Here is a 20,402-nt window from a genome sequence, read left to right on the forward strand (position 1 = left end):
GATTAGATATGTATGACTCAGTTCCACCTTTTTCTACATTTGGTAAAAACTATACACGTCGTTTTAAAGATACAGATTTATTTGAACAAATCTTTGGACATATATTAGAGCAGTGCATGAAATATAAACTTGTTGATACATCAACCATTTTTATAGATGCTACACATGTTAAAGCTGTAGCTAATAGCAAAAAAATGCGAAAACCAAAAAAGCAAGTGTTACTGATCCAGAAAGTGGATGGTTTCAGATATACTCAGTATAAAGGAAAAGCGCTAATGAACATGAAAGCAGTGCTTACATTTGCATGCATGAATTTAAAGAAGTTAGCAAAAATGATGAATAGAATGGACTTGAATAGTCAGTTTTTATTCAATGTTAAAAGTTTGTATGTGCAATTTTTCAAAAAACTAAAAATTTATCCCCCAAAAGAAAAGTGGTGTTGGAGCTAACGCTCCAACACCAACTTTGTCTACGCTCTGAATGGAGGAGATATCATATCTCCTCCATTAGTATTATCTCATAAATTCGTTAATAACATGCAAAATTCCATCTGCATCATTAGATTTTGTAATATAGTCAGCGCTCTCTTTTACAAGAGGTTGAGCATTTTCCATGGCAACACCAAGTCCAGCATATTCAATCATTGTCAAATCATTGTAACCGTCTCCACAACAAATCATAGAATCGGCAGTAAGACCGATACTGTTTAGCAATTTTTGTAGAGAATGGGCTTTATCTATACGTTGTGGCATGATTTCTAAGAAAAAAGGCTCTGATAAATAAATATTTAATTGAGAGTGAAAATGTGATTTCACTGTTTCTAAAGCTTTTGCCACTATTTCGTTGTTACCGGTTCCAAGTAATTTGTTTACCGGAAAAGTCACTTCTGATAAAAAATTTGTCGTCTGTCGAATAGGCATTTTATTGATGTTAGACTCCAATTCAGTGAATTGGTTTGTTTTTATACCTGATAAAATATGAGAATCTGTATAAGTAAGTAAATCCATGTCGTAACCTTTGAGTATTTCATAAATAGGCTGTATAGTTTCGACAGGAATTGTCCGGTTGTACAGAATTTTTTTGCTACGACAATCGATAATTTTAGCTCCGTTAAAGGATAAAATATAACTACCGTATTTTTCCAATTGTAGTTCTTTTGCCAGTGGCAAAATGCCGGGGGTTGGGCGGCCAGAGGCAAGAACAACTTTTTTTCCTTTTTCTTGAATATCAATTAAAGCTTGTTTTGTTGGCTCTGTAATTTCTTTTTTTGAATTTGTTAATGTTCCGTCTAAATCTAGAACAAGAATCTGATAGTCCATAATTTCTCCTAGTATAATTTTTGTAAAGCGTCTACAATTTTAGGAAAATCCATACTGTGAGAAGCTTTTACTAATATGGTGTCATCTTTTTTTACGATGCTATGTAATTGTGAAAGAAATTCTTCTTTTGTTGCAAAATAAAGCACTTCACTGTTGGAAGGAACAGATTTTGCACCATGAACAAATTCTTGCGCAAGTGTTCCGATACAACAAATTAGATCAATTCCTTTTTGGGAAGCATATGCGCCAACACCATAATGCAAGGCCTTTTCATCTTCACCAAGTTCACCCATATCACCTAAAATAGCAACTTTACGTCCGAGGCCGTTTGAAAGAACGTCTAAAGAGGCTTTCATAGATACAGGATTAGCATTATAACAATCGTCAATAATAAGAAGATTATCTGTTTCAATTAAATTGTTTCTTCCGGAAACAGGTAGAAGACTTTCAATTCCTTTTTGAATTTCTGTAGTTGTTAACCCAAGAGAATATCCTACACATGCGCCAGCAAGGGCGTTGTAAACCATGTGTTTCCCAGGAAGATGAATAGTTGCTTCTACCGTTCCATTTGGAAGGTGTAATGTACATGAAGTTCCTTTTAAGCCAAGAGACTGTATGTTGTCGGCATAATAAGAATGTTGTTCTGCCAAACCAAAAAATACAGGGTTAACTCCATGTACATTTTCAACTGTAATTAATTTATCATCATCACCATTTAAGAAAATTTGTCCACCATCACGCATAAAATCAAACATTTCTGTTTTGGCACGAAGAACACCGTCACGATCGATTAAATTTTCTAAATGACAAATACCAATATTTGTAATTACACAGATATCTGGACGAGCAACTTTTGCAAGGCGATGCATTTCTCCAAATTCATTGATTCCCATTTCCAAAACAGCAACTTCGTGTTCTTTACGAATATTAAAAATAGTTAGAGGAAGACCGATTTCGTTATTGAAATTTCCTTCTGTTTTTAAAACCGAATATTTTTGCTCGAGCACAGAAGCAATCATTTCTTTTGTACTTGTTTTACCTACACTACCAGTAATTCCAACTACTTTAATATCAAGGGCAAGTCGATAGTATTCAGCAATATCTTTTAATGCCTGTTCACAAGATTCGACTAAAATATAAGAAAAAGGAACATTGCCTAAATCTTTTTCTGATAAAGCACATAGAGCACCATTTTCCATAACTTGTGGAATGAAATTATGTCCATCTACTCTTGCACCTTTTATAGCAATAAAGAGGAAATCTTTTTCAACTTTACGGCTGTCAATAGCAACTCCGTTTACTTCTAAAGAAAGTTTGTTTTTATCTCCGAAATATGTACCGCCACAGGCTGTAGCAATTTCTTGTAAAGACATATATTTCATAGATAGACTCCTTTCTAGTTGTATTTTTCCAATGATTTTTGAATAATAAGTTCGCAAAGATCTCCATAAGAAATACCAGCAGCTTGAGCTTCTTTTGGTAAAAGACTTGCAGAAGTCATTCCAGGAAGACTATTTACTTCAAGACAATATATTTCTCCGTCTTCTGTTAAAAGGAAATCTGCACGGGAATAAACGTCTAATTTTAAGGCAGAAAAAGCTCTTTCAGTTGCTTCCTGCATTCTTTTAGCAACCGTGTCATCAATATGTGCAGGACAGATTTCTTCTGTGCAATCTGCTTGATATTTATTTTTGTAATCGAAGAAATTTGATTTTGGAATAATTTCAATTACTGGAAGTGCTTTTCCATCGATAATTCCTACAGCAAACTCACGTCCTTTGATATATGGTTCGATAATAATTTCATCTTCATATTTAAAAGATTCCTCAACAGCAGTTTTATATTCTGCATCTGTTTGTGGAATGTATACCCCAATACTTGATCCACCTGAACAAGGTTTTACAACAACTGGAAGAGAGAGACCTAGCTCGCAAAGAGATTTATTTTTATTCTCTTTTTTCAACCATGTTCCAGAAGGAGTAGGAACACCAGACATTTTGAAAATCTGCTTTGTGATTCCTTTATCCATTGCTAATGCACTTCCAAGAGAGTTAGGTCCAGTATACTTTATACCAAGGATATCAAAAGTTGCTTGTAATTTTCCGTTTTCACCTATATCGCCATGTAAGCCCATAAATACAATATCTGCCATACGACAAAGTTCTATAACATTTGGTCCTAATAATGATGGAGATTGGTCTGGTCTAGAGGCTTTGATTGCCTGTAAGTCAGGTTCGGTTGTTTTGATACCTTCAGCGATTTCAAGGCCACTGTTTTCTAAAGTAAATACTTCTTCTAATTTATCGGAATCATATTCTAATCCCATAAACGCATCTAAAAGGAACACGTCGTGTCCTCTTTCTTTTAATGTACGGCAGATTCCTGCTCCAGAAGAAAGAGAAACATCTCTTTCTGTACTAAGTCCGCCTGCTAATACGATGATTTTCATAGTGTAATCTCCTTTATTGCTCTTTTAAACTCATTTGATTTAATAAATCTTTTTTCACTGTATATAATTTTTCTGATAAATCCACATAAACGCGATGTGGATAGAAAAGACGTTTGGTTTCATCCCAAAGGGTTTCTTTTTCTTTGCGACAATAGTCAGCAATTTCAATAACAGATGGTGTGTCGTATACACAAGCACCATTAATAAAAATAGGTTTTAACAATTCGCGTACTTCATAGGTACCACCTTTTAATAATGTTTTCTTCCATGTATCTACAGGATCAAAGAGAAGTAAGTCTTCTTGGCAGTCAATTACTTCATCTGCAAAACAGATTAGATCTGCCTTGATTTTTCCAGTTTCTTTTTCATAAATTCGGAAAATAGTTTTATTTCCAGGATTTGTGATTTTCTCTGTATTTTCTGAAAGTTTGATTTTAGGAATAAATTCACCGTCTTTATTACAAATGGCGGCAAGTTTGTAAACTCCACCAAAAGATGGGCAATCTTTTGAAGTAATGAGATGTGTTCCAACACCCCATGAGGTGATTGTTGCACCTTGCATTTTCAAATCATGAATTAAATATTCGTCTAAGTCATTGGAAGCAGAAATATAAGCGTCCTCAAAACCGGCATTATCCAACATTTTTCTTGCCTTTTTAGAAAGGTAGGCAAGATCACCGCTATCTAGACGAATTCCATAATTTTTCAATTCTATACCAGATTCACGCATTTCCTTAAACACACGAATAGCATTTGGAACACCAGATTTCAATGTATCGTAAGTGTCTACAAGAAGACAGCATGTGTTTGGATAAAGATCCGCATATTTCTTAAATGCAGTATATTCATCAGGAAAACTCATAATCCAACTGTGTGCATGAGTTCCACTAATAGCTACGCCAAACTCTTTACCAGCAAGAACATTTGATGTAGCAGAACAACCTCCAATCATTGCAGCTCTTGCACCATAAAGTCCAGCATCAGGGCCTTGCGCACGTCTTAGGCCAAACTCAAGAACTCGGTCAGTCCCAGCAGCAAAAGCCACACGGGCAGTTTTTGTTGCAATAAGAGACTGATGGTTAATAATATTTAAGATAGCTGTTTCAACCAATTGTGCCTCCATGATTGGTGCAATTACTTTGATTAATGGTTCTTTTGGGAAAATGACAGTTCCTTCTGGAATGGCATAGATATTCCCGCTAAAATGAAATCCACTTAGATAATGTAAGAAGTCCTCGCTGAATATATTTAAACTACGGAGATATTCTACATCTTCATAAGAAAAATTCAAGTCTTTGATATATTCGATTACTTGTTCAAGTCCAGCGGCAATAGAGTATCCGTTGTTGCATGGGTTTGAACGGAAAAACATATCAAAAACAACAACGTCATTCGCCCCGCTCTCGAAATATCCTTGCATCATTGTTAATTCATATAAATCAGTTAATAGGGTAAGGTTTCTTGTATTCATTTTTTCTTCCTTTTACCTTCAATCTTATTTTTACAAGTTATTCTATGTATGACAAAGCATACTTGTTTTATTATACCATTAAATAAGTAAAAATGTAATGTTAAATAAAAAAATGCAATACGATGATTGTATTGCATTTTAAAGATAAAGACTTATCGTGCGTGGAAGTGACCCGTTTGTAAGCCTACATAAAACAAATATGAAATTGTAGAAAAGAAAATCATAAATAGAGAAAATAAAGCAAAAATCAATAAGGTTCCAGAACCAAATAATATATTAGAAGTTTCTTTCCCTTTTTCCGCTAAGATACGTTTGAGTATCGGTAAAAGAAAAGAAATAGCTATACAGATAAACCATAGGATGTAAAATGCGGATAGAATAAATAAAGGAATAGAATCTGTATTAATGAACGATATAGGTAATAATGATAAACCAGATAATGTTGAAAAAATCAAACAAAGTGTTAGTGCTACATATAAAATAGCTGAAGTTGTTTTTAGATATTTACGTTGTTTCATTTTATCCCTCCTATTCTTGATTTTTGAATTATATCATAGTTGCATGATTTATGTAATGCTACAATAACATAGCATTTTTTTGGATTGTTTCTTGTATAATATTTTGGCAATATGCTCCGAAATGTTTTTGATCTTCTTTTTCTAAAGACTTGTAGTCAATTGGTTTTCCGTATTCAAGGATAACGTGTGTTTTTTTGATTTTGGGGAATTGGTTTTCAAAAATTGCAGCAGTATTATTCATGGAAATCGGAATTACTGGGCACCCAGTCTTTGTGGCTATTTTTAACGCACCATCTTTAAATGGAAGGATGCTTAATTCTTCTCCTTTGTTTCTTGTTCCCTCAGGGAAAATACAGATGGAAATACCCTGTTTTACATAATCAATAGCAGTAAGAATTGTTTTTAATCCTTCTTTTGGATTATCACGATCAAGAAATAGACAATAAAGATTCTTCATCCAGTTTCTTAAAAGTGGGAATTTTAACATTTCTTTTTTGGCTACATATCCTGTTAAACGTTTACAGCGAGAATAGGTTAATAATATATCGAAAAAGCTTCTATGATTTCCAATAAAAAGTACTGGTTCGTCAGGAATATTTTCTTCTCCGATTACAGTTACCTTAACTCCGGTAATCCAAAGAATGAATTTAAAGGCACCTTGAACAATGCGAAGAGAACTAAAATCTTTGGCTTTTTGATTAAATTTACCAATAATCCATTCTACAATGAGAACAGGAATAAAGAGAACTAAAAATAAAATGACGGTTGTAGAAACCAATAAAAAACGTATCATAACGTAAATCCTTTCTAATATCTTCCATATAAATGGGTTAATTCTAATAATTTTTTAGCAAGTTCATCTGTCAACAGTTCTTTACGATAGCGCCAAGTCCAGTTGTCACTTGCTACACCAGGACAATTCATGCGACCAGATTCGCCGATACCAAGAACGTCTTGTAAAGGAAAAACGGCATAAGCAGAAATTGTTCCAAGACAAGTTCGGATAAAATCAAAGTGAACAGAATTTCCATCTGTATTCATGTAACGACGTACTTTGTCACGCGATACCTCATTGGCTGTTTCGTACCAACCTTTTGTTGTGTTGTTATCATGAGTACCCGTATAACAGATACAGTTTGTTGTAGTAAATTGATGTGGAAGGAAACTACTTTCGGTTTCTGATTCAAAGGCAAATTGTAACACTTTCATTCCCGGAAAATGGAAACGATCACGTAGTCGTTCCACTTCAGGTGTAATCACACCCAAATCTTCTGCGATAATTGGCAAATCTTTTCCAAGTGCTTTTTCTATAGCAAGGAAAAAGTCTTCTTTTGGTCCAGTTTTCCATTTGCCATTGACTGCTGTTTCTTCTCCATAAGGAACTGCCCAATATGCTTCAAATCCACGAAAATGATCGATTCGCAAATAATCAGAAAGTCCGAGTTGATTTTGCACACGGGAAATCCACCATTGAAATCCTGTTTTTTTATGTGCATCCCAGTTATATAGAGGATTCCCCCAAAGTTGTCCTGTCTCTGAAAAATAATCAGGGGGAACTCCAGCAACTTCAGTTGGAAATCCTTTGCTGTCTAATTGAAATAATTCTTGATTCGACCAAACATCAGCACTATCTAGAGAAACAAAAATGGGAATATCTCCGATAATCTTTATTTCTTTTTTATTGGCGTATTCCTTTAATGCATACCATTCTTTGAAGAAAACAAATTGTACAAAACGGTGATAGTTAATTTCTTTTTCAAGAGTAGTTTCTAATTTTGTTAAAAAGAATTTCGAAGGAGAACGATAATCTTCTCCCCAGTCAAGCCAGCACTGTCCGTTGTGAACTTCTTTACAAGCCATGAAAAGTGCGTAATCATCAAGCCAAAAACGATTACTTTTGTAAAAAGAGTCGTATTCTTCCAACAACATTTTATCTGCAGTACAACGATAGTTTGTATAAGCTTGGTGTAAAATTTCTGTTTTCCATAAAATAACATCACCATAATTCACTTTATCAACGTTATTACAAGGACAATTTACTAAATCTTCTTCTGTTAAAAGTCCAAGTTCTTTTAAATGATCTGGACTAATTAACAATGGTTGTCCTGCAAAAGCTGAGAAACTTTGATACGGAGAATCTCCGAATCCGGTTGGCCCAAGTGGAAGTGTTTGCCAAAGATGTTGACCTGATTTCTCTAAAAAATCTATAAAATGATATGCTTCTTCACCTAAATCTCCTATACCATAAGGGGAAGGAAGCGAAGTAGGATGCAATAAAATTCCAGATATACGTGAAGGTGGTTCATATGCTTTTTCCGCTGTTTTAAAAATCATAGTCGATTCCTTTCTATGCTTTTATGTGTTAAAGAATATTATACTAGAGGGCACATAAAAAGACAAGAAAGATAATAAGATATAGAGAGAACGCAAGGAGAGAAGCGGATGAAAAAAGTATTTTTTGGTTTCATCTGTATCTGTATATTCCTTTCATTTACAGGTTGCTGCATACATAAAAGTCAGAGAGAAAATGGAAAGGAAATAAAATTTACTGTTGTAAAAGAAGAAATGATACCGAAAGAATTAAAAACAAAAATAGAGAGGGAAAAAGAAAAGGCATTTAGACTTACATATGAAGATGATGGATTTTTGTATATTGCACAAGGGTATGGGGAAAAACAAACTACTGGCTATAGTGTAAAAGTAAAAAAATGTGAGGAAACAGAAAAAGAAATTTATTTTCACACGAATTTAATTGGACCATCCAAAAAAGAAAAAGTAATAAAAAAGGCAAACAATCCGTATATAGTTGTTCAACTGCAGGTTTCTGGAAAAACGGTTATATTTGAATAGGAGGGATTTTATGGAATTTATGAAAAAGCAGATGCGTATAAACTGCATGGAAAGAGGGATTACTAATCAGTTTTTTGTAGATGATGATTACAATGTTCCTGATGCAAAAAGAGATGTCGCTAAAATTGTGATGAGTAAAGGGGAAGCGAGAGTAGAGAAGATAGAACCACTTGAAAATTATGTTCGTGTAGTGGGAAATGTATATTTTCAAGTGTTATATGTGACTGAAGAAGGGGAAACTAAGTTGACTTCTTTGGATGGAAAATGTCCCTTTGAAGAAATGATATATGTGGAAGAAGAAATGGGAGAGGGAAGATATGCTGTTAGAAATTTGCGAACAGAATTTACGGTATCTATGATTCATTCTCGTAAATTAAGTATTAAAGCTGTGGTAGAATTAGAAATCGGAAAAGAAGTGGAGGAGAACATTTCGTTAACAACGGGAATTGAAAGTGAAGAACCTTTATATAAGAAGAAAAAGAAATATCAATTATTGCAATTACATACAGGCAAACGAGATACATATAGAATTAAAGAAGAAGTGACTCTGCCAGGAACAAAGGAAAATATAGGGGAAATTTTATGGACAGATGTGTCTAATCGAAAATTAGATACGAAGTTGGAGGAAGATGCACTTTGCTTGTTAGGTGAATTAAGTATATTTTGTTTATATGAATCTCCAGAAGGGAAAATGGATTGGATAGAACAGGAAGTTTCTTATGAGGGACGGATAAATAGTCCCGGTGTTGAAATGAATATGTATCACTATATTACTGCAAATTTAGATGAGGTACATATAGAAATGCGAGCAGATGAAGACGGAGAGATGCGTTCCATAGGTGTAGAGGGTACATTAAATTTGAACATTTCTGTTTATGAAGAAGAAGAGGTGGATGTAATTGAAGATGTGTATTCGTTACAGCATGAGTGTGATTTAAAGAGGCAAAAGGTAAGAAGCGAGGAATTAGTTCTTCAAAATCATTCAAAATGTAAATTATCAGAACAATTATCTGTACCAGAATTGCGAGAAGATGTTTTGCAAATTTGTTATAATAGAGGAGAAGTACAGGTCGAAAAAATAGAGAAAGAAGAAAAAGGAATCCAAATAGAAGGAATTTTACATTTGCAATTTTTATATGTGAAAGAAAGTGATGATGTTCCATTTGATACATGGCAAGGAATGATACCATTTTCTTATCTTATTGAATGCGATGATATGAGTGAGGAAACAATATTTGATGTAAATTACGGATTAGAACAGCTATCGGTTTCTATGCTTGGAAGTGGAGAAGTAGAAGTGAAAGCAGTTTTAGCATTTCATAGTTTTATCCGTCATCAATTATGGCAAAATATCATCACAAATATAGAAGAAACTCCATTCGATTTAGAAAAAATCGGAAAAGAACCAGGGATTATTGGATATATCGTTAAAGAGGGAGACGAACTGTGGGATTTGGCAAAGAAATATAGAACGACTGTAGAACGTATTCAGATCGCAAATGGACTGAATGGAAATGAAATAAAAGAGGGAGATAAGATATTGATTTTTAAAGAAAACATGAGTATACTTTAGGTATAATGTATACAAGATACAAAAGCGAATGGAAAGGAGTAGCGCATGGATAAATTGGAATTAAAGGCATTAGCGAAAATAAATTTAGGTCTAGATGTTTTGGGGAAAAGAGAAAATGGTTACCATGATGTACGCATGGTTATGCAGACGATTTATTTGTATGATGATGTTTTTATGCAGAAGACAGAGGAGGAAGGGATTCATTTAGAAACGAATCTTTTTTATCTACCTGTAAATGAAAATAATATTGCATATAAAGCGGCGAAACTACTTATGGATGAATTTAATATTGAAGGAGGCATATCCATTCGATTAAATAAATTTATTCCGGTGTCAGCTGGAATGGCAGGGGGAAGTTCCAACGCAGCGGCAGTTTTATTTGGGATGAACAAAATGTATCAACTTGGACTTTCGCAACAAGAACTTATGGAGCGAGGAGTTAAGTTAGGAGCAGATGTTCCATATTGCATTATGCGTGGAACAGTCTTGGCAGAGGGGATCGGTGAAGAATTAACGCCTCTGCCAGCACTTCCCAAATGCTACGTTTTAATTGCAAAGCCATCTGTTAGTGTTTCAACAAAGACCGTATATGAGAAATTGGATGCACTCAATATTGTGGAGCATCCAAATATCGATGGAATTATAGAAGGTTTAGAGGAACAGGATTTAGATAAGATCGCTTCTAATATGGGAAATGTACTTGAAGAAGTGACAATTGGTGATTATCCGATTATTGAGAAAATTAAAAAAGTAATGAAAGATGCCGGAGCATTAAATGCCATGATGAGTGGAAGTGGACCTACTGTTTTCGGTATTTTCAAAGAAAGAAAGGATGCAAAACAGGCATATATAGAAATTAAAAAGAGAAGGTTGTCAAAACAGGTTTATGTAACTAATGTGCATAATACGAGAGGAAGATAAATAATATGGAAACAAATTTTCAAGTAAATATGAATGAATATTTGCCACTTCGTGATGTGGTGTTTAATACACTGCGTCAGGCAATTTTAAGAGGAGAATTGAAACCAGGAGAAAGACTGATGGAAATTCAGTTAGCAAATAAACTTGGAGTTAGTCGTACTCCAATTCGTGAGGCAATTAGAAAACTAGAATTGGAAGGTCTTGTTTTAATGATTCCAAGAAAAGGTGCGGAAGTTGCTGAAATCACGGAAAAGAGTCTTCGTGATGTTTTGGAAGTGAGAAAAGCACTAGAAGAACTTGCTGTAAAACTTGCATGTGATCGAATGACAAAACAACAGATAGTACAATTAAAGGAAGCGGCAAAAGAGTTTGAACAAACATTAAAAACAAATGATGTAACGAAATTTGCTGAAGCTGACGTAAAGTTTCATGATGTTATTTTTATGGCAACAGATAACCAGCGTTTAATTCAATTGTTAAATAATTTTAGAGAACAAATGTATCGTTTCCGTGTAGAATATTTAAAAAAGAAAAATTTTCATGCTGCTTTAGTTGCGGAGCATGAAGAAATCATTAATCATATTGAACAACATCAAAAAGAAGAGGCTGCAGAAGTTGTATGTCGTCATATTGATAATCAGGTAGAGGCAGTTATTGATACAATACGTACAAAGCAATAAAAATGAATAACTTTTTCTAAAATGGTAACACTCTGTCTAGAAAGAGAGGTTACATAAAATGGAAAAAGAAAGAAAATGGATTTGTGTTGCGATTGCCATGTTGATTGCAGGTATATTAACGGGAATGCTTTTCTATAGACGATGTGTTTTAGTAGAAGCAAAAGTTGAAAAGACACAAGAAAAATTGGCGGAAGAAGTATTGCGATTTCATGTTCTTGCAAATAGTGATAGTAAAGAAGATCAAAAATTGAAGCTGAAAGTAAAAGAAGATATTCTTGTATATTTAAAACAGAAATTGCCAAATGCAAGAAGTGTAGAAGAAGCAAAAAAGTGGACAGGCAGTCACGAAAAAGATTTAGAACAAGTTGCAGAAAAGAGAATTCGAGAAGAAGGTTATTTTTATTCAGTAAAAGCGAAATTAACAGAAAGCTATTTTCCACAAAAAACATATGGGGATGTAACTTTCCCAGCAGGAAAATATGAGGCCCTTCGAATAAAAATAGGAAGAGCAAAAGGACATAATTGGTGGTGTGTACTTTATCCGAATCTTTGTTTTATTGATGCAACAAATGCGATAGTCCCGAAAAAAAGTAAACTGAAATTGAAATCGGTATTAGATGAAGAAGAGTACGAAATGGTAACAGCAACATCAAAGTTTAAGATGAAGTGGTTCTTTTTTGGAAAAAAATAAAAAAGAATAGAGGAGAAATATGACAAAATTTTTGGTAGAACATTTTGTGAAAAGGTACGAGCATGTAGAGGAAATAGAAGTAAGAACAGCATATGGTGTATTATCAAGTATTGTAGGAATTGTATGTAATATTCTTCTGTTTATTGGAAAAGGAAGTATTGGTTTAATGATGCATAGTGTTTCTATTTTAGCCGATGCATTCAATAATCTGTCGGATGCTGGATCGTCTATTATTAGTTTGGTGGGAGTAAAAATGGCAAGTAAACCAGCAGATGAAGAGCATCCATTTGGACATGGTAGAATAGAATATATATCGGCCTTAATTGTATCTTTTCTTGTTGTTCAGGTTGGCTTGACTTTTTTAAAAGATTCTGTTGGAAAGATAATGAATCCAGAACAGCTGAAATTTCAATGGATTTCTATTATTATACTACTTTTCTCGATTGGAATGAAATTGTGGCTTGGAGGATTTAATAGAAAATTAGGTAAAAAGATTAATTCTAAGGTTCTTCAAGCGACAGCTACAGATTCCATGGGGGATGCAATTACAACGTCGGTTACAGTTTTCTCTATTTTCTTTTGGAAAATAACCGGAATAAATATAGATGGAATTGTAGGTTTGCTTGTATCAGGAATTGTTGTTTGGGCAGGTATCAGTATTGCGAAAGATACAGTGGAAGCATTGATTGGACCTGCACCGGATAAAGAAGTATATCGAAAGATCATAGAGTTTGTAGAAGAGTATGAAGGAATTGAGGGGACACATGATTTAATTGTACATAATTATGGACCAGGGAAAAGTATGGCATCTATTCATGCAGAAGTTCCTAATACCGCGGATATTGAGGTTTCCCATGAAGTTGTAGATAAAATTGAGAGAGATGCGCAAAAATATTTGGGTATATTTTTGGTTATTCATATGGATCCAATAGAAATTCGAGACGAAAGTATTTTAGAGATAAAGGAAATGGCAAATACTAAAATAAATGAAATTGATAGTAAAGTATCTATTCATGATTTTCGTGTCGTGGAAGGAAAGCAAAGGATTAATTTGATTTTTGATATGGTTGTTCCGTATGAGTACGATAAAGAAAAACAAAATGAAGTAAGTAATACTTTGAGAAAAGAGTTGCAGAAGGTTGACAATAGATACCAGTGTGTGATACATGTAGAGAAAAGTTATGGAGGAATGTAAAATATTCTCTTCAAGGATAGGTAAAGTATATAACTTTTTTTGGTTGTGGAATTCATAGGAGAAAAGAAATGATGAAATTAGGGAAAAAACAAGTATTGACAGTAGTAAAGAAAGTAGATTTTGGAGTATATTTAGGAGGAGAGGATGAGAGAGTTCTTCTTCCCAAAAAACAAGTTCCAGAAGGAATTGATTTGGGGGATCCGATAGAGGTATTCTTGTATAAAGATTCGGATGACCGTCTTATTGCGACAACAAATGAACCTAAATTGATGCTTGGGGAGCTTGCTGTTTTAACTGTAGTAGATGTGGGAAAATTTGGTGCATTCTTAGACTGGGGCTTAGAAAAAGATTTGTTTTTACCGTTCAAACAACAGACGGCAAAAGTACAAAAAGGAGACAAATGTCTTGTTACATTATATATTGATAAGAGTGAGAGACTTTGTGCGACAATGAAAGTATATGATTTGTTACAAAAAGATTCCCCTTATCAGAAAGATGATATGGTCGAAGGAATTATTTATGATAGAAGTGATGAATTTGGTCTTTTTGTGGCAGTAGATAATTTGTATTCAGCGCGTATTCCAAAGAAAGAAGTGTATGGAAAATTGTCAGTTGGAATGGAAATTAAAGCTCGTGTAACAGCGGTAAAAGCGGACGGAAAACTTGATTTAAGTGTCCGTGAAAAGATTCCAGCACAGATGGATAAAGACGCAGACTTAGTGTGGAAAACGATTTGTTCGTATAATGGAGAACTTCCATTTACAGATAAAGCGGATCCAGAAATTATAAAACGAGAATTGAACTTAAGTAAGAATGCATTCAAGCGTGCAGTTGGACGTCTTTTAAAAGAAGGAAAAATTGAGATTAAAGAAAAAACCATTGCAATTAAAGAAAGATAATGTATAATGAAAACAGACAAGATTGAAAATGAAAGGAGTTTTCGATATGAGAATGAAAATACAGAATATTACAAACATTGAAAAGTTTTTTAGTGTTGTTGATCAGTGTAAAGGTAAAGTAGAATTGGTTACAGGCGAAGGAGATAGACTTAACTTGAAATCAAAACTTTCTCAATATGTTTCTATGGCAAATGTTTTTTCAAACGGAGAGATTCCAGAGTTAGAATTGATTTCATATGAAACAGAAGATACAGATAAATTACTTGACTTCATGATGAAGGGCTAAAAAAGAGCGAATGCTCTTTTTTTTTCTTCTCATATAGGCAAAGAGGTTTTACCAAGAAAGAGGAGAGATATGAAATTTGCACATTTGCATGTCCACACAGAATATAGTTTGTTGGATGGTTCAAATAAAATAAAAGAATATGTAGCTCGGGTGAAAGAACTTGGCATGGACAGTGCGGCAATTACAGACCATGGAGTTATGTTTGGAGTGATTGATTTTTATCGTGCTGCGAAAGCGGAGGGAATTAAGCCTATTTTAGGGTGTGAAGTGTATGTAGCACCACAGTCCAGATTTGATAAAGAGATAGGAACAAGGGAAGATAGGTATTATCATCTTGTATTGCTTGCAGAAAATAACAAAGGATATGAAAATTTAACGAAAATTGTTTCTAAAGCCTTTGTGGAAGGATATTATTATAAGCCACGAGTAGATTATGAACTTTTAGAACAATATCATGAAGGTATTATTGCTTTAAGTGCATGTTTGGCAGGTGAAGTACAGAAAAATTTGTTGCGTGGCATGTATGAGGAAGCTATAAAATCAGCAAAAAGATATGAAAAAATTTTTGGAAAAGGAAATTTCTTTTTAGAATTACAAGATCACGGAATACCAGAACAGGCAACTGTAAATCAAAGATTATTGCGACTTTCTCAAGATACTGGAATTGAATTGGTTGCAACAAATGATGTACATTATACATATGCAGCAGATGAAAAGCCACATGATATTTTACTTTGTATTCAAACAGGGAAAAGGATCCAAGATGAGAAGCGTATGCGCTATGAAGGGGGGCAATATTATGTTAAATCACCAGAAGAGATGGAGAAATTGTTCCCGTATGCTTTAGAAGCGTTAGAAAATACCCAAAAGATTGCAGATAGGTGTAATGTAGAAATAGAATTTGGGGTAACAAAACTTCCAAGGTATGATGTTCCACAAGGATATACTTCATGGGAATATTTAAACAAGTTATGTTTTGAAGGATTAGAGAATCGCTATCAGACAGTGACGGACGAGTTAAAAGAGCGTTTAACATATGAGTTGGGTGTTATTCAGAAAATGGGATATGTAGATTATTTCCTTATTGTGTGGGACTTTATAAAATATGCTAGAGATAATGATATTATGGTCGGTCCAGGTCGAGGCTCTGCAGCAGGAAGTATAGTGTCTTACTGTTTAGGGATAACAGATATTGATCCAATTCGCTATCAATTATTATTTGAGCGTTTTCTTAATCCAGAGCGTGTTTCTATGCCAGATATTGATATTGACTTTTGCTTTGAAAGAAGGCAAGAAGTTATAGATTATGTGGTAAGAAAATATGGAGCAGATCGGGTGGTACAAATTGTCACATTTGGTACAATGGCTGCAAGAGGAGTAATACGTGATGTGGGTAGAGTTATGGATTTACCTTATGCTCTTGTAGATAGTATTGCAAAAATGATACCAACGGAGTTGAATATGACTCTGACAAAGGCACTTTCTGTGAATCCAGAGTTAAAGAAGATTTATGAAGAAGACGTTCAAGTAAAAGAATTAATTGATATGTCCCTTCGTCTTGAAGGACTTCCACGTCACACGTCTATGCATGCAGCAGGAGTAGTAATTAGTCAAAAGCCAGTAGAAGAATATGTTCCTTTATCACTTGGAGCAGACGGTGCTGTTACAACTCAGTTTACTATGACAACTTTAGAAGAATTAGGGTTATTAAAAATGGATTTTTTGGGTCTTCGAACACTTACTGTAATTCAAAATGCAGTAAAACTTGCAGAAAAAAGTAGTGGACACAAAATTGATATGCATAAAATTGATTATAATGATAAAGATGTGTTGGACTCCATTGGTACAGGAAAAACAGATGGTGTGTTCCAATTGGAAAGTGCTGGAATGAAAAACTTTATGAAGGAATTGAAACCACAGAATTTAGAAGATATTATTGCGGGGATTTCTTTATATCGCCCAGGTCCCATGGATTTTATTCCACAATATATTAAAGGGAAAAATGATAAGGATTCTATCACATATGACTGTCCACAGTTGGAACCGATTTTGAAATCTACATATGGATGTATTGTTTATCAGGAACAGGTTATGCAGATTGTTAGAGATCTAGCTGGATATACGTTAGGACGAAGTGACTTGCTTCGACGTGCTATGTCAAAGAAAAAGGCAGATGTTATGGAGAAAGAACGTCAAAATTTCGTTTATGGCAATAAAGAAGAGGGGGTTCCAGGATGTGTAGCAAATGGTATTTCAGAGGAGACAGCAAATAAAATTTATGATGAAATGATAGATTTTGCAAAATATGCGTTTAATAAATCACATGCGGCAGCTTATGCAGTTGTAGCATACCAGACAGCATATTTGAAATATTATTACCCTGTAGAATTTATGGCAGCTTTGATGACTTCGGTTATTGATAATCCAGGGAAAGTTTCAGAATATATTTATGCTAGTAGACAAATGGGAATCCATATTCTACCTCCAGATATTAATGAAGGAGAAGGGGACTTCTCTGTCGATAACGGAAATATTCGATATGGTTTAACTGCTATTAAAAGTATAGGGAGATCGGTTATAGATGCGATTATTAAGGAACGTGAAATTGGAGGACAATATCAAAATTTAAAAAACTTTATTGAGCGTCTTTCTGGAAAAGAAGTGAATAAACGTACGATTGAAAATTTCATTAAAGCAGGAGCGTTTGATAGTTTACCAGGGACAAGAAAGCAGTTGATGATGATTTATATTCAAATTTTAGATCAAGTCAATAAGGATAGAAAATATTCTATGAGTGGACAAATTTCTCTTTTTGACTTAGTTGGGGAAGAAGAAAAAAAGGAATTTGATATTCCACTTCCAGATGTGGATGAATATGAAAAAGAAACCATGCTTGCTTTTGAAAAAGAAGTGTTAGGAGTATATGTAAGTGGACATCCAATGGAAGAATATGAATCGTTATGGAAGAAAAATATTTCTGCTACGACAATGGATTTTCAAGCGAGTGAAGAAACAGGACATTCTAAAGTAAGAGATGGTGCAAAAGAAATTATTGGTGGATTGATTGTTAATAAAACAATTAAATATACAAAAAACAATAAAGTTATGGCTTTTCTTACAATAGAAGATTTACTTGGTACAGTTGAAGTTGTTATTTTCCCAAAAGATTATGAGAAAAATAAATTGTATTTGGAAGAAGATAGCAAAGTTTTTGTAAAAGGAAGAGTTTCTGAAGAAGATGAGAGAGCAAGTAAATTAATTTGTGAGTCTATTGTTCCATTTCAAGAAATAAAAAAAGAATTATGGATTCAATTTCCAAATAAGGAGAACTTTATGCAAGAAGAAGAACAGTTGTATCGTATGATAAATAGCTCAGAAGGGAATGATACAGTTGTAATTTATTGTCAGGCAGAAAAAGCAATTAAAAAACTTCCAATAAACAGAAATGTAGGCATAGATTCTATACTTCTAAGTAGACTGACGAATTATTTTGGAGAAAAAAGGGTAAAAGTGGTAGAAAAAGCCATTGAAAAAACGATATAGGTATTGTAGAATAAAAAAGATAGGAATATCGGATTCGATGAATAAAGTAAAAAACAGATAGATGGAGGAATTGAAGATGGCAAATCACATTAAAACAATCGGAGTTTTAACAAGTGGTGGAGATGCACCGGGAATGAATGCAGCAATTCGTGCGGTTGTAAGAACAGCATTAGGAAAAGGACTTAACGTACAGGGAATCAGACGTGGTTATCACGGACTTTTGAATGAAGAAATCATTAATATGACAGCTCGTGATGTATCGGATATTATTCAGAGAGGTGGAACAGTTCTTCAAACAGCTCGTTGTGCAGAAATGCGTACAGAAGAAGGTCAAAGAAAGGCGGCCGGAATTCTTAAAAAATATGGAATCGAAGGACTTGTTGTTATCGGAGGAGATGGTTCTTTCGCAGGAGCGCAAAAGCTTTCTAACTTAGGAATTAATACAATCGGTATTCCAGGAACAATTGACCTTGATATTGACTGTACAGAATACACAATCGGATTTGATACTGCCGTAAATACAGCTATGGAAGCAATTGATAAGGTACGTGATACATCTACATCACATGAAAGATGTAGCGTTATTGAAGTTATGGGAAGAGATGCAGGTTATCTTGCTTTATGGTGTGGTATTGCTAATGGTGCAGAACAGATTCTTCTTCCAGAAGAACATGACTATGACGAGCAAAAAATCATTGATAACATTGTTGAAAATAGAAAACGTGGGAAAAAACATTATATCATTATTAATGCAGAAGGTATTGGTGATTCTATTAATATGGCGAAGAGAATTGAAGAAGCGACAGGTATGGAAACAAGAGCAACAATTCTTGGACATATGCAACGTGGAGGAAGCCCAACTTGTAAAGATAGAGTGTTTGCTTCTATTATGGGTGCAAAAGCAGTTGATCTTTTATGTGAAGGAAAGACAAATCGTGTTGTAGGATTTAGCCATGGGGAATACATTGATTTTGATATTGATGAAGCATTAAACATGAAAAAAGAAATTCCAGAATATCAATATAAAATTGCAAAAGATTTATCAATTTAAGGAACAGTTAGAAAAGATTGCACTTGGAAAAGGTGCAGTCTTTTTTTCTCCCTTGCAATATGGAGAAAGAATGAGTACAATAAAAAGTAATGACGAAATTTCTGAAAGGGGATTATAAAGTTGGATATAGATTACAGAAAGGATGCACCGATAGGGGTATTTGATTCGGGAGTAGGAGGTCTTACTGTAGTGAGAGAAATCATGCAAAATCTTCCGAATGAAAATTTAGTATATTTTGGGGATACAGCAAGAGTTCCTTATGGAAGTAAATCTGTGGATACAATTATCCGTTTTTCGAAGCAGATTGTTCGATTTTTACAAACGAAGAATGTGAAAGCGATTGTTATTGCCTGTAATACAGTGAGTGCGCTTGCATTAGATATTCTTAGAAAAGAAACAGAAATTCCCATTATTGGTGTAGTGAAACCGGGAGCTAAGGTAGCAGCGAAAGTTACTAAGAATAAGAAAGTTGGAATTATAGGGACAGAAGCCACAGTAAAGAGTGGTGTATATACAAAATTTATACAACAATATCATTCGGATATTGATGTGCTTGCAAAGGCTTGTCCACTATTTGTTCCTCTGGTAGAAGAAGGATTTGTAGATAATCGTATTACATCAGAAGCGATAGATTATTATTTGCATGAGATGAAACAATCGGAAATTGATACATTGATTTTAGGATGTACACATTATCCATTGTTATATAATCGAGTTAAGGCATATATGGGAGAGGATATTTATCTTGTCAATCCAGCTCATGAGACTGCACTGGAACTAAAACAATTATTGAAGGAAAAGAATTTGGATAATACACCAAAAAAAGAAGGCGAAATTCCAATTTACGATTTCTATTCCAGCGATGCTCCCGTACGTTTTAAAGCATTTGCTAATTCGGTTTTACCATATAGTGTGGATTGGATTGAACACATTAATATAGAAGAGTTTTAGGAGAA

General features: G+C 34.1%; 18 protein-coding genes and 1 pseudogene. 12 read left to right on the forward strand and 7 right to left on the reverse strand.

Annotated elements, in window-relative coordinates:
- Positions 1 to 203 (forward strand): annotated as a pseudogene (locus tag ACY2U7_RS03215) (transposase); the annotation flags it as partial.
- Positions 204 to 512: 309 nt separating this feature from the next.
- On the opposite strand, the gene ACY2U7_RS03220 reads toward ACY2U7_RS03215, so the two are convergent.
- The 7 genes from ACY2U7_RS03220 to malQ all read right to left on the reverse strand — a co-directional run bounded on the left by ACY2U7_RS03220 (position 513) and on the right by malQ (position 8,091).
- Positions 513 to 1,319, reverse strand: coding sequence for a Cof-type HAD-IIB family hydrolase (locus ACY2U7_RS03220; RefSeq protein WP_461811752.1), 807 nt, complete (start codon positions 1,317 to 1,319; stop codon positions 513 to 515).
- Positions 1,320 to 1,327: 8 nt separating this feature from the next.
- Positions 1,328 to 2,701: a UDP-N-acetylmuramoyl-tripeptide--D-alanyl-D-alanine ligase gene (locus ACY2U7_RS03225; RefSeq protein ID WP_461811751.1), complete on the reverse strand. Its 1,374-nt coding sequence runs from the start codon at positions 2,699 to 2,701 to the stop codon at positions 1,328 to 1,330.
- Positions 2,702 to 2,715: 14 nt separating this feature from the next.
- Positions 2,716 to 3,768 carry a D-alanine--D-alanine ligase family protein gene (locus tag ACY2U7_RS03230; RefSeq protein WP_461811750.1) on the reverse strand — a complete coding sequence of 351 codons (1,053 nt, stop codon included), beginning with the start codon at positions 3,766 to 3,768 and terminating at the stop codon, positions 2,716 to 2,718.
- 13 nt (positions 3,769 to 3,781) lie between these two features.
- On the reverse strand, positions 3,782 to 5,239 hold the full coding sequence (locus ACY2U7_RS03235; protein WP_461811749.1) for a nicotinate phosphoribosyltransferase: 1,458 nt from the start codon (positions 5,237 to 5,239) through the stop codon (positions 3,782 to 3,784).
- Between the two features lie 152 nt (positions 5,240 to 5,391).
- A complete protein-coding gene (locus ACY2U7_RS03240) occupies positions 5,392 to 5,757 on the reverse strand; it encodes a hypothetical protein (RefSeq protein WP_461811748.1) in 366 nt (121 codons plus the stop codon).
- A 58-nt stretch (positions 5,758 to 5,815) separates the two neighbouring features.
- Positions 5,816 to 6,550, reverse strand: a complete 735-nt coding sequence (locus ACY2U7_RS03245; RefSeq protein ID WP_461815840.1) for a lysophospholipid acyltransferase family protein — start codon at positions 6,548 to 6,550, stop codon at positions 5,816 to 5,818.
- 14 nt (positions 6,551 to 6,564) lie between these two features.
- A complete protein-coding gene (gene malQ, locus ACY2U7_RS03250) occupies positions 6,565 to 8,091 on the reverse strand; it encodes a 4-alpha-glucanotransferase (protein ID WP_461815841.1) in 1,527 nt (508 codons plus the stop codon).
- 108 nt (positions 8,092 to 8,199) lie between these two features.
- On the opposite strand from malQ, the gene ACY2U7_RS03255 reads away from it, so the two are divergent.
- The 11 genes from ACY2U7_RS03255 to murI all read left to right on the forward strand — a co-directional run bounded on the left by ACY2U7_RS03255 (position 8,200) and on the right by murI (position 20,397).
- On the forward strand, positions 8,200 to 8,607 hold the full coding sequence (locus tag ACY2U7_RS03255) for a protease complex subunit PrcB family protein (protein ID WP_461811745.1): 408 nt from the start codon (positions 8,200 to 8,202) through the stop codon (positions 8,605 to 8,607).
- Between the two features lie 10 nt (positions 8,608 to 8,617).
- Positions 8,618 to 10,180, forward strand: a complete 1,563-nt coding sequence (locus tag ACY2U7_RS03260; protein ID WP_461815842.1) for a DUF3794 and LysM peptidoglycan-binding domain-containing protein — start codon at positions 8,618 to 8,620, stop codon at positions 10,178 to 10,180.
- A 45-nt stretch (positions 10,181 to 10,225) separates the two neighbouring features.
- Positions 10,226 to 11,101, forward strand: coding sequence for a 4-(cytidine 5'-diphospho)-2-C-methyl-D-erythritol kinase (ispE, locus tag ACY2U7_RS03265; RefSeq protein ID WP_461811743.1), 876 nt, complete (start codon positions 10,226 to 10,228; stop codon positions 11,099 to 11,101).
- 5 nt (positions 11,102 to 11,106) lie between these two features.
- Entirely contained in the window at positions 11,107 to 11,781 is a 675-nt protein-coding gene (locus tag ACY2U7_RS03270) for a GntR family transcriptional regulator (RefSeq protein ID WP_461811742.1), read from the forward strand.
- 58 nt (positions 11,782 to 11,839) lie between these two features.
- The gene (spoIIR, locus tag ACY2U7_RS03275) at positions 11,840 to 12,472 is read left to right on the forward strand and encodes a stage II sporulation protein R (RefSeq protein ID WP_461811741.1); all 633 of its coding nucleotides are present in this window, start codon (positions 11,840 to 11,842) and stop codon (positions 12,470 to 12,472) included.
- A 19-nt stretch (positions 12,473 to 12,491) separates the two neighbouring features.
- Positions 12,492 to 13,667, forward strand: coding sequence for a cation diffusion facilitator family transporter (locus tag ACY2U7_RS03280; RefSeq protein WP_461811740.1), 1,176 nt, complete (start codon positions 12,492 to 12,494; stop codon positions 13,665 to 13,667).
- Between the two features lie 71 nt (positions 13,668 to 13,738).
- Positions 13,739 to 14,566 carry a CvfB family protein gene (locus ACY2U7_RS03285; RefSeq protein ID WP_461815855.1) on the forward strand — a complete coding sequence of 276 codons (828 nt, stop codon included), beginning with the start codon at positions 13,739 to 13,741 and terminating at the stop codon, positions 14,564 to 14,566.
- A gap of 52 nt (positions 14,567 to 14,618) precedes the next feature.
- Complete coding sequence (locus ACY2U7_RS03290; RefSeq protein WP_461811765.1) at positions 14,619 to 14,852, forward strand: polya polymerase; 234 nt, start codon at positions 14,619 to 14,621, stop codon at positions 14,850 to 14,852.
- 69 nt (positions 14,853 to 14,921) lie between these two features.
- Positions 14,922 to 18,395: a DNA polymerase III subunit alpha gene (locus ACY2U7_RS03295; RefSeq protein WP_461811739.1), complete on the forward strand. Its 3,474-nt coding sequence runs from the start codon at positions 14,922 to 14,924 to the stop codon at positions 18,393 to 18,395.
- Between the two features lie 76 nt (positions 18,396 to 18,471).
- On the forward strand, positions 18,472 to 19,446 hold the full coding sequence (gene pfkA, locus ACY2U7_RS03300) for a 6-phosphofructokinase (protein ID WP_459638968.1): 975 nt from the start codon (positions 18,472 to 18,474) through the stop codon (positions 19,444 to 19,446).
- A gap of 120 nt (positions 19,447 to 19,566) precedes the next feature.
- Entirely contained in the window at positions 19,567 to 20,397 is an 831-nt protein-coding gene (murI, locus tag ACY2U7_RS03305) for a glutamate racemase (protein ID WP_461811738.1), read from the forward strand.
- The last annotated feature ends 5 nt before the right edge of the window (positions 20,398 to 20,402 follow it).

The sequence above is a fragment of the Faecalimonas sp. genome (assembly GCA_029264305.1).
Taxonomy (GTDB): Bacteria; Bacillota; Clostridia; order Lachnospirales; family Lachnospiraceae; genus Faecalimonas.

What these genes read in the sequence shown, in the direction of transcription:
- ACY2U7_RS03245 (WP_461815840.1), bottom strand. Translation starts at nt 6,550, where the DNA reads ATGATACGTTTTTTATTGGTTTCTACAACCGTCATTTTATTTTTAGTT.
- ACY2U7_RS03255 (WP_461811745.1), top strand. Translation starts at nt 8,200, where the DNA reads ATGAAAAAAGTATTTTTTGGTTTCATCTGTATCTGTATATTCCTTTCA.
- ACY2U7_RS03235 (WP_461811749.1), bottom strand. Translation starts at nt 5,239, where the DNA reads ATGAATACAAGAAACCTTACCCTATTAACTGATTTATATGAATTAACA.
- ACY2U7_RS03270 (WP_461811742.1), top strand. Translation starts at nt 11,107, where the DNA reads ATGGAAACAAATTTTCAAGTAAATATGAATGAATATTTGCCACTTCGT.
- ACY2U7_RS03280 (WP_461811740.1), top strand. Translation starts at nt 12,492, where the DNA reads ATGACAAAATTTTTGGTAGAACATTTTGTGAAAAGGTACGAGCATGTA.
- ACY2U7_RS03290 (WP_461811765.1), top strand. Translation starts at nt 14,619, where the DNA reads ATGAAAATACAGAATATTACAAACATTGAAAAGTTTTTTAGTGTTGTT.
- spoIIR (WP_461811741.1), top strand. Translation starts at nt 11,840, where the DNA reads ATGGAAAAAGAAAGAAAATGGATTTGTGTTGCGATTGCCATGTTGATT.
- ACY2U7_RS03240 (WP_461811748.1), bottom strand. Translation starts at nt 5,757, where the DNA reads ATGAAACAACGTAAATATCTAAAAACAACTTCAGCTATTTTATATGTA.
- ACY2U7_RS03260 (WP_461815842.1), top strand. Translation starts at nt 8,618, where the DNA reads ATGGAATTTATGAAAAAGCAGATGCGTATAAACTGCATGGAAAGAGGG.
- ACY2U7_RS03220 (WP_461811752.1), bottom strand. Translation starts at nt 1,319, where the DNA reads ATGGACTATCAGATTCTTGTTCTAGATTTAGACGGAACATTAACAAAT.
- ACY2U7_RS03295 (WP_461811739.1), top strand. Translation starts at nt 14,922, where the DNA reads ATGAAATTTGCACATTTGCATGTCCACACAGAATATAGTTTGTTGGAT.
- malQ (WP_461815841.1), bottom strand. Translation starts at nt 8,091, where the DNA reads ATGATTTTTAAAACAGCGGAAAAAGCATATGAACCACCTTCACGTATA.
- ACY2U7_RS03230 (WP_461811750.1), bottom strand. Translation starts at nt 3,768, where the DNA reads ATGAAAATCATCGTATTAGCAGGCGGACTTAGTACAGAAAGAGATGTT.
- ACY2U7_RS03225 (WP_461811751.1), bottom strand. Translation starts at nt 2,701, where the DNA reads ATGAAATATATGTCTTTACAAGAAATTGCTACAGCCTGTGGCGGTACA.
- pfkA (WP_459638968.1), top strand. Translation starts at nt 18,472, where the DNA reads ATGGCAAATCACATTAAAACAATCGGAGTTTTAACAAGTGGTGGAGAT.
- ispE (WP_461811743.1), top strand. Translation starts at nt 10,226, where the DNA reads ATGGATAAATTGGAATTAAAGGCATTAGCGAAAATAAATTTAGGTCTA.
- ACY2U7_RS03285 (WP_461815855.1), top strand. Translation starts at nt 13,739, where the DNA reads ATGAAATTAGGGAAAAAACAAGTATTGACAGTAGTAAAGAAAGTAGAT.